Source organism: Collinsella sp. 4_8_47FAA, assembly GCF_000763055.1.
In the GTDB taxonomy this organism is placed as follows: Bacteria; Actinomycetota; Coriobacteriia; order Coriobacteriales; family Coriobacteriaceae; genus Collinsella.
Map to the genome: position 1 here is coordinate 142,036 of NZ_KN214135.1, position 19,107 is coordinate 161,142.

The following is a 19,107-nucleotide window of genomic DNA, read 5'->3' on the forward strand; positions in this document are numbered from 1 at the left end:
CTGAGCCCATCCAATCAGGGTGTCCCACGAGACGCCCGAACTTGCTACAATGTCTGCGGCGCGGAACCAGCCTCCCGCGCCGCTTTTCTTTTTTGGCCACATGCCACCAAGGAGAACCTCCCCATGCACAACAAGCGCGTGCTCGTCGCCATGAGCGGCGGCGTCGATTCCAGCGTGACCGCGTACCTGCTCAAAAGCCATGGCTACGAATGCGTCGGCGCCACCATGCGCCTCACCTGCCCCGCGCCCGATCCCGCCACGGGCATGAGTAAGGTCGACCGCGACATCGCCGATGCGAAGGCCGTCGCCGAGCGTCTGGGGATACCCCACCATGTGCTCGACTTGCAGCAGACCTTCGACCACAGCGTTATCGAGCGCTTTGTGAACGCCTACCAGGAGGGGCTGACGCCCAACCCGTGCATCATCTGCAACCGCCACATAAAGTTTGGCGCGTTGCTCGGTGCGGCGCTGGACATGGGCTGCGACTACATCGCAACGGGTCATTACGCCAAAACAAGCCAGACAGTAGACGGCACCTGGCAGCTGCATCGCGGCGAAGATCCCAAAAAGGACCAGAGCTACTTTTTATATTCGCTTACGCAGGAGCGCCTGGCGCACACGATCTTTCCGCTGGCAGGCCTAGACAAAGAGCGCGACGTGCGCCGCATAGCCGCCGAACAGGGCTTTGCCAACGCCAAAAAGGCCGAGAGCGAGGATATCTGCTTTATTCCAGACGGTGACTACGCGGGCTATATCGAGCGCCGCTGCGGACATCCCGCTGCACCGGGCGACATTGTGTGGCGCGACGGCAGCGTGGTCGGACGCCATAACGGCGCGTTGCGCTATACCATCGGCCAGCGCAAGGGCTTGGGCGTCGCGATGGCGCATCCCGTGTATGTGACGGGCGTCGATGCCGCCAACAACACCGTGCATCTGGGCGAGGCCGAGGACCTAACGGCCACAGCACTCACGGCCGACGACTGGATCTGGAGCGCCCCTGCCGACCGCATGGAGGCAGAACTCAATGCCGGCGGCATTCGCGTGGGCGCCAAGTACCGTTACCGTCAGAAAGACCAAGCAGCGACCCTTACGCGCGGCGAAGACGGGCAAATGCTGCTGACTTTTGACGAGCCGCAGCGAGCCATCGCCCCCGGCCAGGCCGTTGTAGTCTACCACGGCGACATCGTCCTCGGCGGCGGCACCGTTACGGCAGCTATCAAGTAGTCCCATCCCCTTCATAAGTTGCGGTGAAATAGGGACTGTTTAAGCGTTTAAAACCGCCAAACAGTCCCTATTTCACCGCAACTTAGAGAGGACGGCCTCGGTCGGTACTGCCGTATCAGCCGAGGCCGCTGCATCGCTAGCGCTGTACGTAGGCGCGGACGAGCTCGAAGGTGTTGCGCACGCCGTCCATGTGGCTACGCTCGTAGTTGTGGCTCGCATACACGCCGGGGCCGATCAGACCATGGCGAATGTCGTAGCCGGCAGAGAGCGTGGCTTCGACGTCCGAACCGTAATGCGGATACACGTCGATAGCGTAATCGAGCTCAAGCTCGCGCGCGATATTGGACAGCGCCGTCACCAGGTCGTAGTTGTACGGACCGCCCGAATCCTTGGCGCAGATCGACACCATGTGCTCGGTGCAGCCTAGGTCGTCGCCCACGCAGCCCATGTCAACGCTGATCATCTCGCGCGTGTCGGCCGGCACGAAGGCGCCGCCGTGGCCCACCTCCTCGTACACGGTAAAGAGCAGCGAAACCTTACGCGAAAGCGTCACCTCGCCAGCGGCGACGGCACGCGCCAAGCCCAACAAAATGGCGGCCGATAGCTTGTCATCCAGGAAGCGGCTCTTAATGTAGCCGCTCTCCGTCACCGTCGTGCGAGGATCCATAGCGATGATGTCGCCGGTCTGAATACCCAGCTCGAGCACATCGTCCTTGCTGTCGACGTTCTCGTCGAGCAAGATCTCCATGTTCTTCTCGATGGTCTTGACCGGCTCGTCGGCCACGTGCGCCGAAGGCTCGGTGTTAAGAACCACGCCCGTGTAGACATTGCCGTCGCGCGTGTAGACGGTGCAGTTCTCGCCATCGGCCGTAGACCACTGATGCCCACCGAGCGTCGTGGGGCGCAGGCGGCCATTGTCCTTAATGGAACGCACCATGGCGCCTAGGGTATCGACATGGCTCGCCAGTACGAGCGGCTCGCCCTCGCCGCCAAGCTCAACGAGCACGTTACCCTTATTAGAACGCTCAGGCCCAAACCCCATATCGCGCAGGGTCTCCATCAGATAATCAGTCGCCGCACGGGTATAGCCGGTAGGCGAAGCAATAGAAGTCAGCGTCTTAAGCTGTCCTGCGATATAGGAGAGCGTCTCCTCTAGAGAAGCATCAATATTAGAAGTCATATGCATCCTTCCAAGTAAAACTAAGACCGAGTCCCGATTTTAACCGTTCTGCACGTGCAATGCCCCAGGAGCCGAGCCGCCTCCAGACGTCCCCGCACCGGTTTTGTGCACGTGCACGGTTTACAATCTCAATCTTGCATAAATCCTATTGGTATTTGCATAGAAATGAGGCATCTTTTTGCTTCGTCTCAGGGTGCCCCACCTTGGACCGTGCAAAAAACGGAGTATTCAGCACCGTGGGCCCCAACGGCCCCATCACGAACGACAAAACGACGCGGTTACAGCAGTGTTGCAGGTCGTCGCAAAGCAGAAACTCAGTAACAACCCCCTCCACCCATCGATAGCCCGCCCACAATGGCTGTCGATGGGCGCCTGCGGATCACTACCGCCCATTCACAACGTTATGCATTTTTAAGAGCTTGTTGAATACTCCCAAAAATGCACGCAGGGAAGTGCACCACCTATCCGCAGCGGGCAGTACGCCTTGGTTTTGTCCGTCTCAGGGCATCGACGCAGCACAAAAAGCCCCGCCGTGCGTAGCACGGCGGGGCCAGCGGCACGTCAAAAGACCATACACCTACGGGCGAAGGACCACCAAACTGGGCTAGGCAGCCGGGCAGATCTTCTTGAAGAGCTCAATGACGTCGTCGAGCGTCGCCTCGCGCGGGTTACCCGGGAAGCAAGCGTCGGCCATGGCGTCCTTGGCCAGGACCTCGATCTCGTCAGCCTTCATGGCCTCGCAGACGTGCGGGATATTCACGTCGGCGGAAAGCTGCTTGACGGCGGCGATAGCGGCATCGGCGGCCTCGGCGGTGCTCATGCCCGTGGTGTCAACACCCATGGCAACGGCAACCTTGGCCAGGCGCTCAGCGCAAACCGGCTTGTTGAACTCCATGGCGATCGGCAGCAGCATGGCGCAAGCGACGCCGTGCGGGGTATCGTAGTGAGCGGACAGGGTGTGAGCCATGGCGTGGTCGATGCCCAGGCCAACATTGGAGAAGCCCATGCCGGCGACATACTGACCAAGAGCCATGCCCTCACGGCCGGAGCCGGGCTGGCCGGACTTGGCCTCGGCGACGGAGTCGCGCAGGTTCTCGCTGATCAGCTTAATGGCCTCAAAGTGGAACATGTCGGAGAGCTCCCAAGCGCCCTTGGTGGTGTAGCCCTCGATGGCGTGGGTCAGAGCGTCCATGCCGGTGGAAGCAGTCAGGCCGGCGGGCATGGAAGCCATCATGTCGGGGTCGACGACGGCGACCTCGGGGGCGTCGTTGGTGTCGACGCACACGAACTTGCGGACCTTCTCGGGGTCGGTGATGACGTAGTTGATGGTCACCTCGGCGGCGGTACCGGCGGTCGTCGGCACGGCGATGGTGAACACGGCGTGGTTCTTAGTGGGAGCAACGCCCTCGAGGCTGCGGACATCGGCGAACTCGGGGTTGTTGATGATGATGCCGATGGCCTTAGCGGTGTCCATGGAGGAGCCGCCGCCGATGGTCACGATAGCGTCAGCCTCGGCGGCCTTGAAGGCCTCGACGCCGTCCTTGACGTTCTGGATGGTGGGGTTGGGCTTGATCTCGGAGTAGAGGCTCCAAGCGATGCCGGCGGCGTCGAGCTCGTCGGTCACCTTGGCGGTAACGCCAAACTTGACCAGATCGGGATCGGAGCAGACGAAAATCTTCTTGTAGCCGCGACGCTGGAGCTCGCCGGGGATCTCCTTGATGGCGCCGGAACCATGATAAGAGATGGTATTGAGAACGAAACGATTAGCCATTGATAGCCTCCCATCGTGTGCGGGGCATCCATTACGCCCCACGCTATGAGTCCCATCCTAACGATTTTGAAACGAAAAACGCGTGAGAACGTCAAAATTGTTAAAGCGTTTCAACAGATGATGAAAAATATTGCGGCAAAGGGACAGCCCCTTTGCCGCATTCGGTTACTTTCGGCAGCCCTCTTTCCAAGCCTCGGCCGCAACCTTCCAGCGTAAGCGCAAGTCGCGCTCGCGGTCGATGAACATGATGGCAAACGCGACAAACAGCAGCAAGCTCGCCACGACGATGGCATGCAGGCCCATGCGCTCAATACACCAGTTGCCCAACACGGCGCCAAACACAAAGATAAAGATCACGCCAAAGTACAGCAGGCCGTTTTCCAAAAAGCCGCGCCTGTGGGTGATGATGTAATCGTCCACGTTTTGCAGCGCGTTGCGCAAGTTGCCGATGCACATGGTCGTAGCGATACCGTGACCGTGAATCTTGCGGAAGCTCTCGACCTGCATACCGCAGGCAAACGAAGTGAGGCAGTTGGCGAGCAGGTTGTAACCGCCACCGGGGATAAAGCTCACGCCCAGCAAGATGACGGCTTCAAAAAACACCGTCACCTGGCGCCAGTGAATCACGCTGCCGAACCGCTCGTGAACCAGGTCGGCAAGCATAATGCCCACGGCAAACGACACCACGGGGAAGAAATAGCGTCCCGCCAGCTGCCAGTTGCCCTCCGAGATGCTTACACCCACGAGCAGGATGTTGCCCGTCTGCGCGTTGGCGAAAACATGGTCGCGCCCAATGTACGAATACACGTCCATAAAGCCACCGGCGAGCGCCAAGATGATGCCCAGCTCAATAGACTCCGATATCTGTTTGGCACGCTGCATCGTCGTGCATCCTCCTTGTTGACGACTCTCTCGTGCGTTGGCGGAAACATAACCGCCGTTCATACTGTAACCCATTGACAACATGGCGTGCGCGCGAGACGGGTTCTCCAACGCGCAGATACACAGTCTGGAAACAAACGATCCCCGTATCGACGCGCCGATCCCCCAGCTCATGTACTCCCCCAGTCTTTTTAGCCCCGTCCCAAAAAGACTGGTTACAATTACGTGCAGCATACAGACACCGGGAGGGATCGTGGCAAAAAAGCCTCAGCATGCTCAGAACAACCAGCGCAACCAGCAGGGCAAACAGGGCCAGCAGCAAAAGCGCGGCGGCAAGGCGCAGGGTGGGCACACCACGCATGCCCCAGCAGCGCCCACACGCCCCTGGCGTCCGGGCCGCGACAAGTTCCTCCCCGTCAGCCGCGCCGATATGGACGCGCGCGGCTGGGACCAGTGCGACTTTGTCTACATCTGCGGCGACGCCTACGTGGACCACCCCAGCTTTGGCATGGCCATCGTCAGCCGCGTACTCGACGCGCACGGCTACAAAGTGGGCATCATCTGCCAGCCCGACTGGACCGACCCCGCCAGCATCACCGTGCTCGGCGAGCCGCGCCTGGGCTTTTTGGTCAGTGCTGGCAACATGGACTCCATGGTCAACCACTATTCGGTGACCAAGCACCGCCGCCACACCGACGCCTATACCCCCGGTGGCGAGGAGGGGCGCCGTCCCAACCGAGCCGTCACGGTCTACGGAAATCTCATCCGCCAGACGTTCAAGGATGCTCCCATCATCATCGGCGGCATCGAGGCGAGCCTGCGCCGCCTGGCCCACTACGACTACTGGCAGGACAAACTCAAGCGCTCGGTGCTGCTCGACTCGGGCGCCGACATCCTCATCTACGGCATGGGCGAGCACGCAATCGTCGAGATCGCCGACGCGCTCGACGCGGGACTGCCCATCGATCAGATCACCTATATCAACGGCACCGTTTACCGCACGGGCTCGCTCGACGAGGTCTACGACTACGACCTGCTGCCCAGTTGGGACGACCTTGCCGCCGATAAGCTCAACTACGCGCGCAGCTTTAACGTGCAGCAGCAGAATATGGACCCCATCACCGGACATCGTCTGGTAGAGCCCTATCCCAACAGCGTCTATGTGGTGCAGAACCCACCGTCGGCGACGCTCACCACCGACGAGATGGACGAGGTGGCCGAACTCCCCTACGCACGTGACTGGCATCCCGACTACGATGCGGCAGGCGGCGTGCCGGCCTTTGCCGAGATCAAGTTTTCGATTAGCTCCAACCGCGGCTGTTTTGGCGAGTGCTCGTTTTGCGCCCTCACCTTCCACCAGGGTCGCGTGTTGCAGATGCGCAGCCACGATTCGATCATGCGCGAGGCCGAGCTGCTCACGCACGACCCCGAGTTTAAGGGCTATATCAACGACGTGGGCGGGCCGACGGCCAACTTTAGCCGCCCGGCCTGCGACAAGCAGCTCAAGCACGGCGTGTGCAAGAACAAGCGCTGCCTGTGGCCGAGCGTGTGCAAGAACATGGTGGTCGACGAGAGCGGCTACACGCAGCTGCTGCGCGACCTGCGCCAGCTGCCGGGCGTCAAAAAGGTCTTTGTCCGCAGCGGCATCCGCTTTGACTACACCATGGCCGATGCCTCGGACGAGTTTTTGCGCGAGTTGCTGGAGCACCATGTCTCGGGCCAGCTACGCGTGGCACCCGAGCACGTAAGCGACGCGGTGCTCTCCGTAATGGGCAAGCCGAGCCGCGCCGTCTACGACGCGTTCTGTCGCAAATTTGAGCGCTTGAACCGTGAATACGGCCTTAAGCAGTACGTGGTGCCGTATCTGATCTCGAGCCACCCCGGATCGACGATGAAGGAGGCCGTGGACCTCGCCGAGGCCGTGCGCGACATGGGCTATATGCCCGAGCAGGTGCAGGACTTCTACCCCACGCCGTCCACCATGTCGACCTGCATGTACTACACCGGCGTAGACCCGCGCACCATGGAGCCGATCTATGTGGCGCGCGACCCGCACGAAAAGGCCATGCAGCGCGCGCTCATCCAGTATCGCAAGCCCGAGAACTACAAGCTTGTGCGCGAGGCATTGGAAAAGGCCGGGCGTCGTGACCTGATCGGCTACACCAAGCATTGCCTGATCCGTCCCGTACCGCCGCGCCCGGGCGAGACGTCTGCTGGCGGTGGGCATGGCACCGGCAAGAAGGGCGGCAAGGCACACGGCGGTGCTAGCGGTGCTGGCAAGGGGCCTAAGGGCAGCAAGGGCCACGGCGGCATGTCGCGTGCGCAGAACACCGCAGGCCGCAACCGCGCGGCCCAGGGACGACAGGGCGCCAACGGAGGCGGCAGACGCAACTAGCGCGGCGAGGCGGCATGCCGCCGTTGGCGACACGACACGCCCCACCAATAAAATGCCGCTCGCCGGGGCGTCGCAGAACGATTCCCCGGCGAACGGCCGATTAATATTGTCTATCTCAAAACGTCGTTACTTTTTGTCAAAACGACCATAGAGCGCAAACGAGAGCGTCGCGGAAATAACCCAAGTCAAAGCGATGCAGACGACAATCATGATCAGGTTCATGGGATTGCCGCTTGGATCGGCATAAACGGGCAACGAGGTAATGCCGGGCATAACAAAGCCGAAGCACTTTGCGCCGAGAACAACGGTAAGCGCACCGCCAATGCCATCCGCGATCATCGCAGCGATAAGCGGAGTCCTGTTAGGAACCTGAACGGTAAACAAGGCGGGCTCGGAAATTCCCATAAATGCTGAGAAGGCGCACGTCATTGCAGCGGACTTGAGCTTTTCGTCGGTCATGCGCAGGGCTGCACCAAAAGACGCACCGCTTTCGGCGAGGTTATGGCAGAAAGAGATCGGGAGCAGATAGTCATACCCAAGCGTTGCGATATTGGAAATCTGGATAGGGCTCGTTGACTGATGCATGCCGAAGAGCACGATAAGCGGCATAAAGAAGCCCAGCAGAAAACCGGCAACGGGGCCTAACGTCGAGAATAGCCAAACGATACCGTTGGCAAGACCAAGACCGCACCAGGCACCAATCGGAGCGAGCACAAACAGGTTGACGGGAATCACGATAGCAAGGGAGAGCGCCGGAACGACAACGAGCTTAAAAAGATCCGGCACGACTTTGTCGATTGCACGATATACAAAAGACAAGCCAATGACGCCAAAGATAACCGGGAACACGGAATCGGCGTAGCTAAAAATCGGCACCGCAAAACCGAACAGCGCAAGGGGCGTCTCGCCCGTACCGACAGCGTTGACAATGGTCGGGTACATCAGCGATCCGGCAACACAAAGCGCAAGCGAACGGTTGACCCGGAACTTATCAGCTGTAGACATTGCCAGCAAAAACGGCAAGAAGTAGAACGGGATATCCGAAATCATATTGAATATCGCAAAGTCGCCGGCACCCGTGTCGATTCCAAAAGCCGCGATAGCAGCCAGGATGCCCTTTACGATGCCTCCCGCCACCAGTGCGGGAATGATAGCGGAAAAGATGCCGGTGATGATATCGAATACGCGAGCCGAACCTTTTTGGAGCTCAGGCTGCTCGGCGTCGGCGGAGACCTCGCCACCCATCCTGTCACCTAGCATGGGCTCCAATTCGTCATATACCGACCCCACGCTGGCGCCGATGATAACTTGCCACTGTCCGTCTTTAACCTGCGCGCCCAAGGCGCCGTCAAGCGTCTTAAGGGCCTCCAGGTCTGCCTTGCTATCGTCCTTCAGGTTGAATCTGAGCCTTGTAATGCAGTGCGTTGCCATAACAACGTTATCGGCGCCGCCCACGAGCTCGAGGACACAAGCGGCCAGTTCCTTCTTGTCTGCCACGACAATCACTCCTACCCAAGATCCTCGCCATTAGTGGCGATACATTTCTGATACCAATAGAAAGAGTCTTTACGCGAGCGCTCCGCAGTGCCGTTGCCGCAATTATCCAGATCGACATAGATAAGCCCGTAGCGCTTGTCCATCGTAAGAGGACCGCAGGCAACAAGGTCAATGAATCCCCAGATCATGTATCCGCGCACGTCAACGCCATCGATCACTGCTTCCTTAAGGCACTTTATGTGCTGGCGCAAATAATCGATTCGATACTCGTCGTGGATGCTGCCATCCTCCTCGACTACATCAGATGTACCGAGGCCGTTCTCGGCGATATACAGGGGCAGCCCATAGCGGTCATACATCTGGTTAAGGGTAACCCTCAGACCAATGGGATCGAGCTGCCAGCCCCACTCACTCGTCTCGAGATAAGGGTTCTTGTTTGCCATGACCAGATTACCCGCAGTCTTCTCCCATCCCTGATCGCAGGTGGATACCTGGGAAAAGTAGTACGAGAAGGCCAGGAAGTCGACCGTGTTGCGAGCGATGAGCTCTTCATCGCCCGGTTCCATTTGAATCTCGATATCGCACGCATCGAAATAGCGATTCATATAAGCGGGGTATTTTCCACGAGCCATCACGTCCGTATAGAACCAGTTGGAATACTGGTCGTCGTGAATAGCCTGCATGTTATCTTCGGGACGGCAGGTGGCGGGATACGTACAGAATCGAGCGATCATGCCGCCAACGGGAGTATCGGGCGAAAGACGATGGACAATCTCGACGGCACGCGCATTGGCAACGAACTCGTGGTGCAGGCACTGGAAGATGGCTCGATCGAAGTTCTCCCCCTCTTCGTCTTTGACCAGACAGACCCCGTCCCAAGGCGAAAAACGTGCTGCATTGAACTCGTTAAAAGGCAGCCAGAAATCGACCAGATCGCCCAATTCCGTAACGATTGTCTCGACATAGCGGGCAAAGAAATCAATCGTCTTGCGATTCTTCCATCCCCCATATGTGGTGACAAGATTTACCGGGATGTCATAGTGGAGCATGGTGACGAAGGTTTTAATGCCGTGCTTTTTGCACTCACCCAGCATGCTTCGATACCACTCGATGCCTTCGCGGTTAGGTTCAAGATCATCTCCGTTAGGATAGATTCGGCTCCAGCAAATAGAAGTGCGGAACAGCTTGAGGCCCATCTCCGCAAAAAGCGCGATGTCCTCACGGTAGTGATGATAGAAGTCGTTACCGCGCCTAAACGGGTAGAACTCAACACCATCATCTGCGAGAGCGTTCATTAGTTCGTCATGGCAGAAGGGGTTGTTTTGATGCTTGTCCTCAATCTGGTCATGAGTCCAGGTACCATCCAGCCATCGACAATCCTGCGTCGACTTTCCCTTTCCGCCCTCATTCCAGGCGCCATCGGCCTGCGAGCACGATATGGCTCCGCCCCATAAAAAGTCGGAGTCAAACCCATGTTTTAACTTACTCATTTGCCCTCCTTGATCGGATGCTCCAGCGGATAACCCAATACTAGGAAGAACAAGATGCATAAGATATCGCATAGAAAGCGTGGGTTTATAACATTTTTTTAGATATAATACCGTTTAAGGCATCGATTCTACCGTTCACCCCTGGAGCACCCCATGGATTCGAATCTCAAACAGCTGCTCTATACGCATACCGAGACCGAAGAGTGGCATCGCACACATCCGGGAGAGCTCAGCCCGCGATATAACAGGGTGGAAACCACAACCATTAACGGCGAAGAGGTCTATCTGTTTGATTGGAAAGAAACTCTCGACGAAAACCCCGTGGGCCTTATCAAGGAGTCGCGCTTTACCGATATTCCTCCTCATATCAATCGAGATATGGAGCTTAACTACGTGTACGACGGCGTCTGCACGTTTATCGTCAACGGACGGCGACTACCCCTTAAAAAGGGCGACGTGCTCATTTGCAACACCGGCGTAGTCAGAAGCGTTCCATACGTTAAGGGCGAACATGATATCGTCATTTCGATCGTCTTCAAAAAAGAAATGTTCGATTCGTTGTTCCTGAGCCAGCTACCCGGCGCGTCACCATTAACGAATCTTCTATTTGATTTTGTGTCCAAAAACCGCGAGGCCCGAAAATATCTCATTCTTCCAGAGGAATACGCCCGACATGCGCGACGCCTCATCGAGATGCTCTTTATCGAATATCACTTTAAAGATGCCTATTCCAATGAACTCATGAGGCACCTCGCCGTCAGCCTATTCCTTGTTCTCATTCGAGGACTGTACCGACGCTCCGCAACTGATAACCAGGCGATCATGTCGGACGAACGCATCGTGTCGATTCTGAATCATATTGAGCGAAGCTACGGCGACTGCACACTCGAAAGCATTGCGAGCGATACGGGTTATAGCACCAGCTATCTCAGCAGCTTGATCAAGCAAAAAACCGGCAAAACGTTTTCGCAAATCAAGCTCAACCAGCAGCTCACAGAGGCGGCATATCTTCTCAATAACACCGAGCGCAGCGTGCAGTATGTAGCCCGAAAAGTCGGCATCTCCAACATGTCATTCTTTTACTCAAAATTCAAAGAAGCATTCGGCGAAACGCCAGGTGCGTTCAAGACGCATCGGTCTAATTAAAGGCGTTATTACTCAGACCGATCAGCTTCGCGTGGCGCAGGAATGCACGACCGGAGCAGCGAGCGCATCGCCTCTACCAGCACAAAGCCGGCGATGGCAACCGTGACCACCACGTCGAGCGGCGTGTTCACAAACCAGAGCAACGTCATGAGATACGACCCGGCATTAAAGGCAAAGTGCAGCAGGATCGTGTAGCGGAGCTTTCCGGTGGTCACGAGCACCCAGCCAAAGACCAGACCGGCGGCGCCCGCGTAGCAACCTTGCACCCAATTCATGTGCATAAAACCGAAGATTGCCGCCTGCAGCACAATCGCCGCGGCGATACCCCACGTACTTGGGGCCGCCCAGGGCACCATGGCGCCGTCCTGCGCGCTCGCACGACGCCGGCGCTTCCAAAGTGGGCGGCACTGCGGATTAAACGCTCGGAGCGAAAACTCAAAAATGATACCGCGCACCAGCAGTTCCTCGCAAAACGGAGCGCCGAGTACCGTGGTCAGGACGGCCAGATAGCTCGTGTCGCCCATGCCCGTCTCCTCGACAAGTTCGCTGTAATCGGCCGCGGCATCGGGCAACAGCGACAGCACGGCGTCGGCCACGTAGCCAACGACTACCTGCAGGGCCAGGCCAATCACGATAACGCAGGCGATGCGTTTCCACGCCCCACGCGCTCCCCCGCCGAGCGGACGCTCGCTTTGCCAGCGTGCCATAAACGAACGCGGCCACAGATAACGCCACCACAGCAGTGCCATCAAAAACGACGCCGTCTGCGCGGCGGCTTGAAGCAATTGAATATCGAGGTCATCGATCGAAAAACCCATGAACACCGATGCGACGCCAAGGGCGGAGAACAAAACGACGCTCAGGGCAATATCGGCAGCGACGACGCCAAAACAGGCAAGCGCCCAAATCATCGCATTGAGCATGCCAACCTCCTCAAAACCGTTCCCTAGTTCTACCACAACTCGGCAGAGAGCTGATCCCATGGGGACGGAGGAAAACGGATCACTTATTGATGAGAATCGGGCGCAGTGCCAAAGGCCCCGCTGGGCGAAATGTCGAACGGAAAGGTGCCGCAGCGATTGAACGCGGCGATAAACATGCGGATAGCGTTGGACGGCGTGGTGCCTACGAGCTGGGTTGCCGCCGCGAAGGCCGCCTTTTCCTCGGGCAAGACCTTCGCGACAACCGGGGTCATGTGTTCTGCCATGGCGCTTCCTTTTTGAAACGACGGTGGTGCGGATAGATGCGGGCCACGCGGCTGGGCGACGGGCTGTGAAGGCAACCCGATTGGCCCGCATCTGGAGTTTGTTTCTACGGCGTTGGTATTACTTGGTATTCCTAAGTATTACCCCGCAGATAGAATACCATACCCGACCCCATGGGAACGGAGAAAAACGGATCATTTTGTTGCTGAGTAAGTATTTAGAGCGTAATGATGTCCGAGATATTGAGGGCCCGAGCGTCAGCGGCATCGTGTGTGGCAAGCAACAGCATGCGGCCGTCGAGCAAGTCGAGCACGACCTCGGCGCATGCGTCGCGCGCAGCGGTATCTAAGCCGGTAAAAGGCTCGTCCAGAATCACCGCGTCGCCCGGACACAGCAGGGCTCGGGCGATCTCGACGCGGCGGCGCTGCCCGCCCGAGAGCTCGGCCACACGAGCATGTACATCGACCCCCGGCACCAGCAGGCGCAGCAGGGCTGCGGCGCTCGAGGCGTCCACGCGCGCGTCGGCGCACACCAGCACGTTATCCAAAGCCGAGGCGCCCTCTACCAGGCGCACATCCTGAAACACCATGGAGCACGGCACGCACTCCCCCGCCGCCAGCGCAAGCAACGTCGACTTGCCCACACCCGAGGCGCCCATCACGCAGGTGCGCCCACCGGCGGGCACGCGAAGCACCAGCCCGTCGAGCGCCGCCGCCCAGGGCGCACGATCGCCCACAGCAAGCGCAAGCTCCGCCGCAGCGCCGGCGCCAGCAGAGTCGCCCGAACGCCCGCGAGCGCCACACCCATGCGCCCGCACGGCAGCACGCCATCCCACGGGCCCCGAAGCCCGCAGCAACCACACCAGCACGCGCTCGCATGCCCACGAGGCGGCAACGACTAGCACGGTCCACGCCAGCAGATCAGCCGTCTCAATCAAAAGCTTTGCCTGATAGATGCGCTCACCCACGGTGCCCACCGCCATGCCGATCAGCTCGGCTGCCACGCCGGCCTTCCAGCTCATGCCGATCACGGCGCGGGCGCACGAAAGCACAAACGGCAGCACCTCGCGCCAGGTATGGACGCAAAACAGGCGCCAGCCGCGCACGCCATGCAGACGGAACATCTGCTCCAGCGGTTTATCCACTTGTGCCAAGCCCTCGGCCAGCGAAAAATACACGCCCGGCAGCGCCATCAAAAAGACCGCCGCGATGCTCACGCGCGCCGACCCCAGCCAAATGAGCAGCAGGACCACCACGCAGGCGACCGGCGTCGCCTTTACAAACGACAGTGCCGGAGCCACCAGGTGCGCAAACGCCCGCGAACGTGACGAAATCCCGGCAAGCACGCCACCACACGCCGCGGCAAGCGCCAGCCCGCCCAGTATTCGCGCGCCCGAGCCCGCCAAAATCGCCCAGGTACCGCCATCGCGCACCAGGCGCAGCAGCGCCAGGGCAACAACACCCGGCCCAGGCAAGATCAACGGCTGCGCCACCAGCGCCGCCACCAGCATCCACGCGGCAAGCCAAAAGGCGGCGACGGCACCTGCTGCCGCCACCGCCTTCATACGCTCCGTCATTTGTCGAGCAAACGCACGCACGGGCTACTCCATGTAGTAGAAATCGTCAGCCGGGAGCTTGCCACCCACGGCGCTCGCGTCCGCATCGGCCAGCACCTGCAGGTACCCACCGAGCGCCGCCTTCATATCCTTCCCCGTCTGGCGCACGAGCATGCACCCGGGAATCGCCTTTTCGGCAATCGTGGCGTTATCCACGATGCCTGCATCGACCACGGCCTGCGCCCAGTCCGCCGGCGCCGCGTTCACGGCCTTCACGCTCGCCGCATGGCAGCTCAAGAATTCCGTCACGGCCTCGGGATGCTCCTCGGCAAAGGCACGACGCACCACGGTCACGCCCGTCAGCAAACGGGAGCCCGTGTCACCCGCCAGTTCGTCCCACACATCAGTCAGGCTCACCGGTGCCGACAGCTTGCCCTCGCTCTTGGCGATGGCCGCCGTCTTGAACGGCTCGGGTAGCACGCCCACGGCAGTCGGGTCGGCAAGCAGAGCCGAGAGCACCTCGGTAGGCTCGCTCTTAAACTCGAGCGCCACCTGACCGGCCAAGCCCGCGCGCTCCAACAGGTAGTTCATGACGTACTCCGGCGTGGTGCCCTTGCCCGTCATATAGACAGTATGGCCCGCCAGATCGCCAAACGAGGCCACACTCGCGTCGCCCGTCACAACGTTCAGCACGCCCAGCGTGTTGATGTCGATGACCTGCACCGCACCCTCAGTCTTGTTGTAGAGCACGCTCGCCACGTTGGCGGGCACCAGGGCGATATCGATATCGCCCTGAATGACCTTGGGCACAATCTCGTCGGCGGCAGTGTTGATCGCAAAGTCGAACTCATTGTCCGTGGCACCGTCGGCCGCCTGGTCCATAAACTGCACCAGGCCAATCGACGTCGGCCCCTTGAGCGAGGCGACGTGTACCTCGACCGGCTCTGCGGCAGCACCGGCGCCGTCCGTGGCAGCCGAGCCCGCGGCGGACCCGACACCGGCAGCCCCGCCGCCACAGCCCGCGAGCGCAAGCGACAGGGTGCCCATGGCGAGCGCCGAGGCAAACCCCCGGCGCGACATCTCAAAATCAAACGCGCGCATCGCTAGCACGTCCCCTCGTTAGGCATCGTCCATGCGTGATGATCGGTATGCAGCAATTCCTCGGCCAGCGGCGAGAGCGGCGCACCCAAGAACTCGCTATAGCACGCCTGGACATCGGGATTCTCATGCGAGAAGCGAATCTCGGCGTTCGCATCGAGGCCCCAGAGCACCTGGCCGCGCTCGGCCGCCAGCTCGCAGCCGTCGTGGATGGGCTGACCGCCGCCACCGACGCAGCCGCCCGGGCATGCCATAACCTCAACGAAGTCATAGCTCACACGGCCGTCGCGAATCGCGTCGAGCAGGCGGGCAGCGTTGCCCAGCCCGTGCGCCACGGCAACACGCACCTTAGTGCCATCGATATCGGCGACGGCTTCCTTCCAGCCGTCGAGTCCACGCACGTCGGTAAAGAAATCCGCATCGGGGTTCTTGCCCGTCACCAGGTAGTAAGCCGAGCGCACAGCAGCCTCCATCACACCGCCCGTGGCGCCAAAGATCACACCCGCGCCCGTGCCAAAGCCCAGCGGCGTGTCGAGCGGCTCCTCGACCAGCGTGTCCACGCCCACGTGGCTCGCGCGGATCATGCGCACCATCTCGCGCACCGTCAGCGCAACATCTACGTCGGGCGCGCCGCCCTCGCCCACCATGCTCGGCAGCGCGCACTCGGCCTTCTTGGCCGTGCACGGCATCACGGACACCGCGAACAGGCGCTCTGGCTCCACGCTCAGCGCCTTGGCGTAGTAGGTCTTGGCAATAGCGCCGAACATCTGCTGCGGCGACTTGGACGTGGACAGGCTGTCGACAAACTCGGGGTAACGTGCCTTCACAAAGCGCACCCAGCCCGGGCAGCAGCTCGTAAACATGGGCCAGCCGCGGCTGTCGCCCTCACCCTTAGCGGCGGCGCTCAGGCGCTCGAGCAGCTCGGAGCCCTCCTCCATAATGGTGAGGTCGGCCGAGAAATCGGTATCGAACACGTACTCAAAGCCCACGCGGCGCAGCGCGCAAGCCAGACGCTCGACGGTTGCCTCCTCGCGCGGAATGCCGAGTTCCTCGCCCCAGGCGCTGCGAACGGCAGGCGCGATCTGCACCAGCACGATCTTGTCGGGATTAGCGAGCGCGTCAAACACGGTCTCGGTGTCGTCGCGCTCGCGCAGCGCGCCCGTCGGGCAATGCGTGATGCACTGGCCGCACGCGACGCAATCGGTCTTGCCGATCGGCACGCGCCCGCGGGTGCCCACGGCGGTATGCGTGGCGCGGTTGGTCAGGTCCCAAATCCCTAGGCCCTGTACGCTCTCGCACACCTTGATGCAGCGCATGCATTTAATGCACTTGTCGTTTTCGCGGATGATGGGGAAATCGAAATCCCAGCCCTCGCCCGCCAAATGCCTTTGAAACGGCAGATAGAAAATGCCCAGGTCGTTGGCAATGGTCTGCAGGTTGCAGTTACCGCTGCGCACACAGCTCGTGCAGCGTGAATCGTGCTGCGAAAGCAGCAGCTGCACGTTGGTGCGGCGCGCCTCGCGGGCCTTGGGGCTGTTGGTGTGGACCACCATGCCATCGAGCACGTAGTTGTTGCAGGCGGCAACCAGCTGGTCGCAGCCCTCAACCTCGACCACGCACACGCGGCAGCCGCCGATCTCGTTTAGATCGCGCAGGTAGCACAGGGTGGGAATCTGGATGCCGACGGACTTGGCCGCGTCCAGGATCGTGGTGTGCTCGGGTACCACGACTTCGCAGTTATCGATAATGAGCCTGACCATGTTGTGCGCTCCGTTTTCGCTGTTATCGCCGACGGTGATTTTGTTGAGCTCTACCATTCCAGGTTCCTCCCTCCGCGGAACGCACCAAAGCCAAAGTGGTCGCAGCGCAGGCAGCGGCTCGCCTCTTGGCGTGCCTCCTCCTCGGTAAGGCCCTGTTCGACCAGATTCCAATCGTGAATGCGCTCGCCGGCCTCGCGCTCGCCCAGCTCGCAGCGGCCGCACTCGTGCTTGCCCTTAAACTGAACGGTCGGCAGCTCAACCTCGAGCTTAATCTTGTGGTCGAAGCCCAGGTAGCGGTCGATATTTGCCGAAGCCACGCGACCGGCGTTGATGGCACGGATGACGGTGGCGGGGCCGGTCTGGCAGTCGCCGCCGCTAAAGAGGCCATCGAAGTTGGGCACGGCACCGTCCGAGTCGGTAACCACGCAACCCCACTTGCAGGCGATGCCCATGTCCTCAAACGGCTTGGAATCGATGTCCTGGCCAATGGCGACAAACACGCGCTCGCAGGGGATGACGCGCTCGGGCGTAGCGGCGGCACGCGGAGCCGGACGACCGCGGCGGGGCTCGCCGATAATCTGCGGTTGCACGCGCAGGCCGCTCACGCGACCATCTTCGCCCGTCTCGATGGCGAGCGGCGCCGTGAGCTCCAGAACCTCGCAACCCTCGGCCTGGGCACCGGCAATCTCGGCGTCCTGGGCCGTCATATCGCAGATGCGACGGCGGTAGACGATGCTCACCTTTTCGGCACCGCAGCGCACGGCAGAGCGCGCCACGTCCATGGCCACGTTGCCGCCGCCGATGACGCACACGCGCTGGCCGCTCAGGTCGGGCAGCTCGTCGTCTCCGATGGCGCGCAGCATCTTGACGGCCGACTCCACGCCGGGCGCCTCTTCACCCGGAAGGCCGAGCTTCTTGTCGCTATGGGCACCGATGGCCAGGTAGACGGCATCGAACTCGTCGCGCAGGCGAGCGAGCTCCTCGCCGTTCACGGAGTGATCGAGCTCAACGTCGATGCCGGCGCTCAAGATCCAGTCGATCTCGGCCTGCAGGCGCTCGCGCGGCAGACGATAGCTGGGGATGCCGTAGCGCAGCATGCCGCCCAAGTGGTGGCGCTGCTCAAAAATGGTCACCTTGTGGCCCATCACGGCCAGGTAGTAGGCACAGGAAAGGCCAGCCGGGCCGCCGCCGATCACGGAGACGCGCTTACCGGTGTTGTCCACTACATGCGGCTTGTGGTCGTTGAGGTCACTGTGCTCAACGGCAAAACGCTTGAGGGCGAGGATGTTCATGGGGTCGTCGACCATGCCACGGCGGCAATGCATCTCGCAGGGATGCTCGCACACCAGGCCGCAAACGAGCGGCAGCGGGTTATTCTTGCGGATGACCTTGACGGCATCGGCATAGCGGCCGGCCTCGACGAGCGAAATGTAACCGGGAATGTCGACATGCGCCGGACAGCCCGAGACGCACGGGACGCGGGCCTCGCGGTCAAAGCCACAGGAGTGCTCGCGGATGTGGTGCTCAAAATCGTCACGGAAACCGCGGATAGCCGTAAGCGCCATGGCGCCGGCCTCGTAACCGATGGCGCAATCGCTCGAAAGATAGATGGTGCGGGCGGTGCGCTCGATCAGATTGAGCGTGGACTCGTCGGCGCGGCCCTCGAGCACATCGGCGAGCAGATCGCTCAGCGCGCTCAGGCCCACGCGGCAGGGCGTGCACTTGCCGCAGCTCTGGGTGGAGCACAGGTTGACGAGCGCTGCCGTAAACTCAACGGGACACGGGGCGAGCGAACTCACCGCCAGACGACGTCCGAGCGCATCGTGCAGGTCGTCCATGACGGCCTGAGCGTGGCTGCGTTCCATTACGTGCAGTCGAGCCATAAGATCCCCTCTCACATGGCA

Annotated in this window: 14 protein-coding genes; 3 read left to right on the forward strand and 11 right to left on the reverse strand. The window is 60.5% G+C overall.

All coding sequences use genetic code 11. From position 1 onward, the window contains the following. Nucleotides 1–1,224: a tRNA 2-thiouridine(34) synthase MnmA gene (mnmA, locus tag HMPREF9463_RS03970; RefSeq protein WP_255360341.1), complete on the forward strand. Its 1,224-nt coding sequence runs from the start codon at nt 1–3 to the stop codon at nt 1,222–1,224. Between the two features lie 136 nt (nt 1,225–1,360). Here the strand turns inward: mnmA and HMPREF9463_RS03975 are convergent, their stop codons facing one another. The 3 genes from HMPREF9463_RS03975 to HMPREF9463_RS03985 all read right to left on the reverse strand — a co-directional run bounded on the left by HMPREF9463_RS03975 (nt 1,361) and on the right by HMPREF9463_RS03985 (nt 5,057). Next, nucleotides 1,361–2,404 carry a M42 family metallopeptidase gene (locus HMPREF9463_RS03975; protein WP_035137360.1) on the reverse strand — a complete coding sequence of 348 codons (1,044 nt, stop codon included), beginning with the start codon at nt 2,402–2,404 and terminating at the stop codon, nt 1,361–1,363. 604 nt (nt 2,405–3,008) lie between these two features. Beyond that, nucleotides 3,009–4,175 (reverse strand): lactaldehyde reductase, encoded by a 1,167-nt coding sequence (gene fucO / locus HMPREF9463_RS03980; RefSeq protein WP_035137361.1) that lies wholly within the window; start codon nt 4,173–4,175, stop codon nt 3,009–3,011. A 165-nt stretch (nt 4,176–4,340) separates the two neighbouring features. Beyond that, nucleotides 4,341–5,057 carry a YoaK family protein gene (locus tag HMPREF9463_RS03985; RefSeq protein ID WP_052044066.1) on the reverse strand — a complete coding sequence of 239 codons (717 nt, stop codon included), beginning with the start codon at nt 5,055–5,057 and terminating at the stop codon, nt 4,341–4,343. A gap of 253 nt (nt 5,058–5,310) precedes the next feature. Between HMPREF9463_RS03985 and HMPREF9463_RS03990 the strand changes: the two genes are divergently transcribed. Continuing rightward, nucleotides 5,311–7,452, forward strand: a complete 2,142-nt coding sequence (locus tag HMPREF9463_RS03990; protein WP_232219747.1) for a YgiQ family radical SAM protein — start codon at nt 5,311–5,313, stop codon at nt 7,450–7,452. A 126-nt stretch (nt 7,453–7,578) separates the two neighbouring features. On the opposite strand, the gene HMPREF9463_RS03995 is transcribed toward HMPREF9463_RS03990, so the two are convergent. Further along, nucleotides 7,579–8,949, reverse strand: coding sequence for a PTS transporter subunit EIIC (locus tag HMPREF9463_RS03995; RefSeq protein WP_035137792.1), 1,371 nt, complete (start codon nt 8,947–8,949; stop codon nt 7,579–7,581). Between the two features lie 11 nt (nt 8,950–8,960). Then, nucleotides 8,961–10,439 (reverse strand): family 1 glycosylhydrolase, encoded by a 1,479-nt coding sequence (locus tag HMPREF9463_RS04000; protein WP_035137362.1) that lies wholly within the window; start codon nt 10,437–10,439, stop codon nt 8,961–8,963. Nucleotides 10,440–10,592: 153 nt separating this feature from the next. Here HMPREF9463_RS04000 and HMPREF9463_RS04005 point away from each other — a divergent pair, with 153 nt between their 5' ends. Continuing rightward, a complete protein-coding gene (locus tag HMPREF9463_RS04005; RefSeq protein WP_035137364.1) occupies nt 10,593–11,585 on the forward strand; it encodes a helix-turn-helix transcriptional regulator in 993 nt (330 codons plus the stop codon). 8 nt (nt 11,586–11,593) lie between these two features. Here the strand turns inward: HMPREF9463_RS04005 and HMPREF9463_RS10400 are convergent, their stop codons facing one another. From HMPREF9463_RS10400 to HMPREF9463_RS04035, 6 genes are all read right to left on the reverse strand, one after another. Next, nucleotides 11,594–12,508 carry a CPBP family intramembrane glutamic endopeptidase gene (locus HMPREF9463_RS10400; RefSeq protein WP_052044067.1) on the reverse strand — a complete coding sequence of 305 codons (915 nt, stop codon included), beginning with the start codon at nt 12,506–12,508 and terminating at the stop codon, nt 11,594–11,596. Between the two features lie 83 nt (nt 12,509–12,591). Then, entirely contained in the window at nt 12,592–12,792 is a 201-nt protein-coding gene (locus HMPREF9463_RS04015) for a type II toxin-antitoxin system RelB/DinJ family antitoxin (RefSeq protein ID WP_035137368.1), read from the reverse strand. Between the two features lie 215 nt (nt 12,793–13,007). After that, nucleotides 13,008–14,387: an ATP-binding cassette domain-containing protein gene (locus tag HMPREF9463_RS04020; RefSeq protein WP_148334163.1), complete on the reverse strand. Its 1,380-nt coding sequence runs from the start codon at nt 14,385–14,387 to the stop codon at nt 13,008–13,010. Nucleotides 14,388–14,390: 3 nt separating this feature from the next. After that, on the reverse strand, nt 14,391–15,446 hold the full coding sequence (locus HMPREF9463_RS04025; protein ID WP_035137373.1) for an ABC transporter substrate-binding protein: 1,056 nt from the start codon (nt 15,444–15,446) through the stop codon (nt 14,391–14,393). Between the two features lie 2 nt (nt 15,447–15,448). After that, a complete protein-coding gene (locus tag HMPREF9463_RS04030) occupies nt 15,449–17,203 on the reverse strand; it encodes a [FeFe] hydrogenase, group A (RefSeq protein WP_035137793.1) in 1,755 nt (584 codons plus the stop codon). A 50-nt stretch (nt 17,204–17,253) separates the two neighbouring features. Further along, complete coding sequence (locus tag HMPREF9463_RS04035; RefSeq protein WP_035137377.1) at nt 17,254–19,086, reverse strand: NAD(P)-binding protein; 1,833 nt, start codon at nt 19,084–19,086, stop codon at nt 17,254–17,256. Nucleotides 19,087–19,107 lie beyond the last annotated feature (21 nt).

Coding starts and splice junctions, on each gene's coding strand:
- HMPREF9463_RS03975 (WP_035137360.1), bottom strand. CDS start 2,404: ATGACTTCTAATATTGATGCTTCTCTAGAGGAGACGCTCTCCTATATC.
- fucO (WP_035137361.1), bottom strand. CDS start 4,175: ATGGCTAATCGTTTCGTTCTCAATACCATCTCTTATCATGGTTCCGGC.
- HMPREF9463_RS03985 (WP_052044066.1), bottom strand. CDS start 5,057: ATGCAGCGTGCCAAACAGATATCGGAGTCTATTGAGCTGGGCATCATC.
- HMPREF9463_RS04000 (WP_035137362.1), bottom strand. CDS start 10,439: ATGAGTAAGTTAAAACATGGGTTTGACTCCGACTTTTTATGGGGCGGA.
- HMPREF9463_RS04005 (WP_035137364.1), top strand. CDS start 10,593: ATGGATTCGAATCTCAAACAGCTGCTCTATACGCATACCGAGACCGAA.
- HMPREF9463_RS10400 (WP_052044067.1), bottom strand. CDS start 12,508: ATGCTCAATGCGATGATTTGGGCGCTTGCCTGTTTTGGCGTCGTCGCT.
- HMPREF9463_RS04015 (WP_035137368.1), bottom strand. CDS start 12,792: ATGGCAGAACACATGACCCCGGTTGTCGCGAAGGTCTTGCCCGAGGAA.
- HMPREF9463_RS04025 (WP_035137373.1), bottom strand. CDS start 15,446: ATGCGCGCGTTTGATTTTGAGATGTCGCGCCGGGGGTTTGCCTCGGCG.
- HMPREF9463_RS04030 (WP_035137793.1), bottom strand. CDS start 17,203: ATGGTCAGGCTCATTATCGATAACTGCGAAGTCGTGGTACCCGAGCAC.
- HMPREF9463_RS04035 (WP_035137377.1), bottom strand. CDS start 19,086: ATGGCTCGACTGCACGTAATGGAACGCAGCCACGCTCAGGCCGTCATG.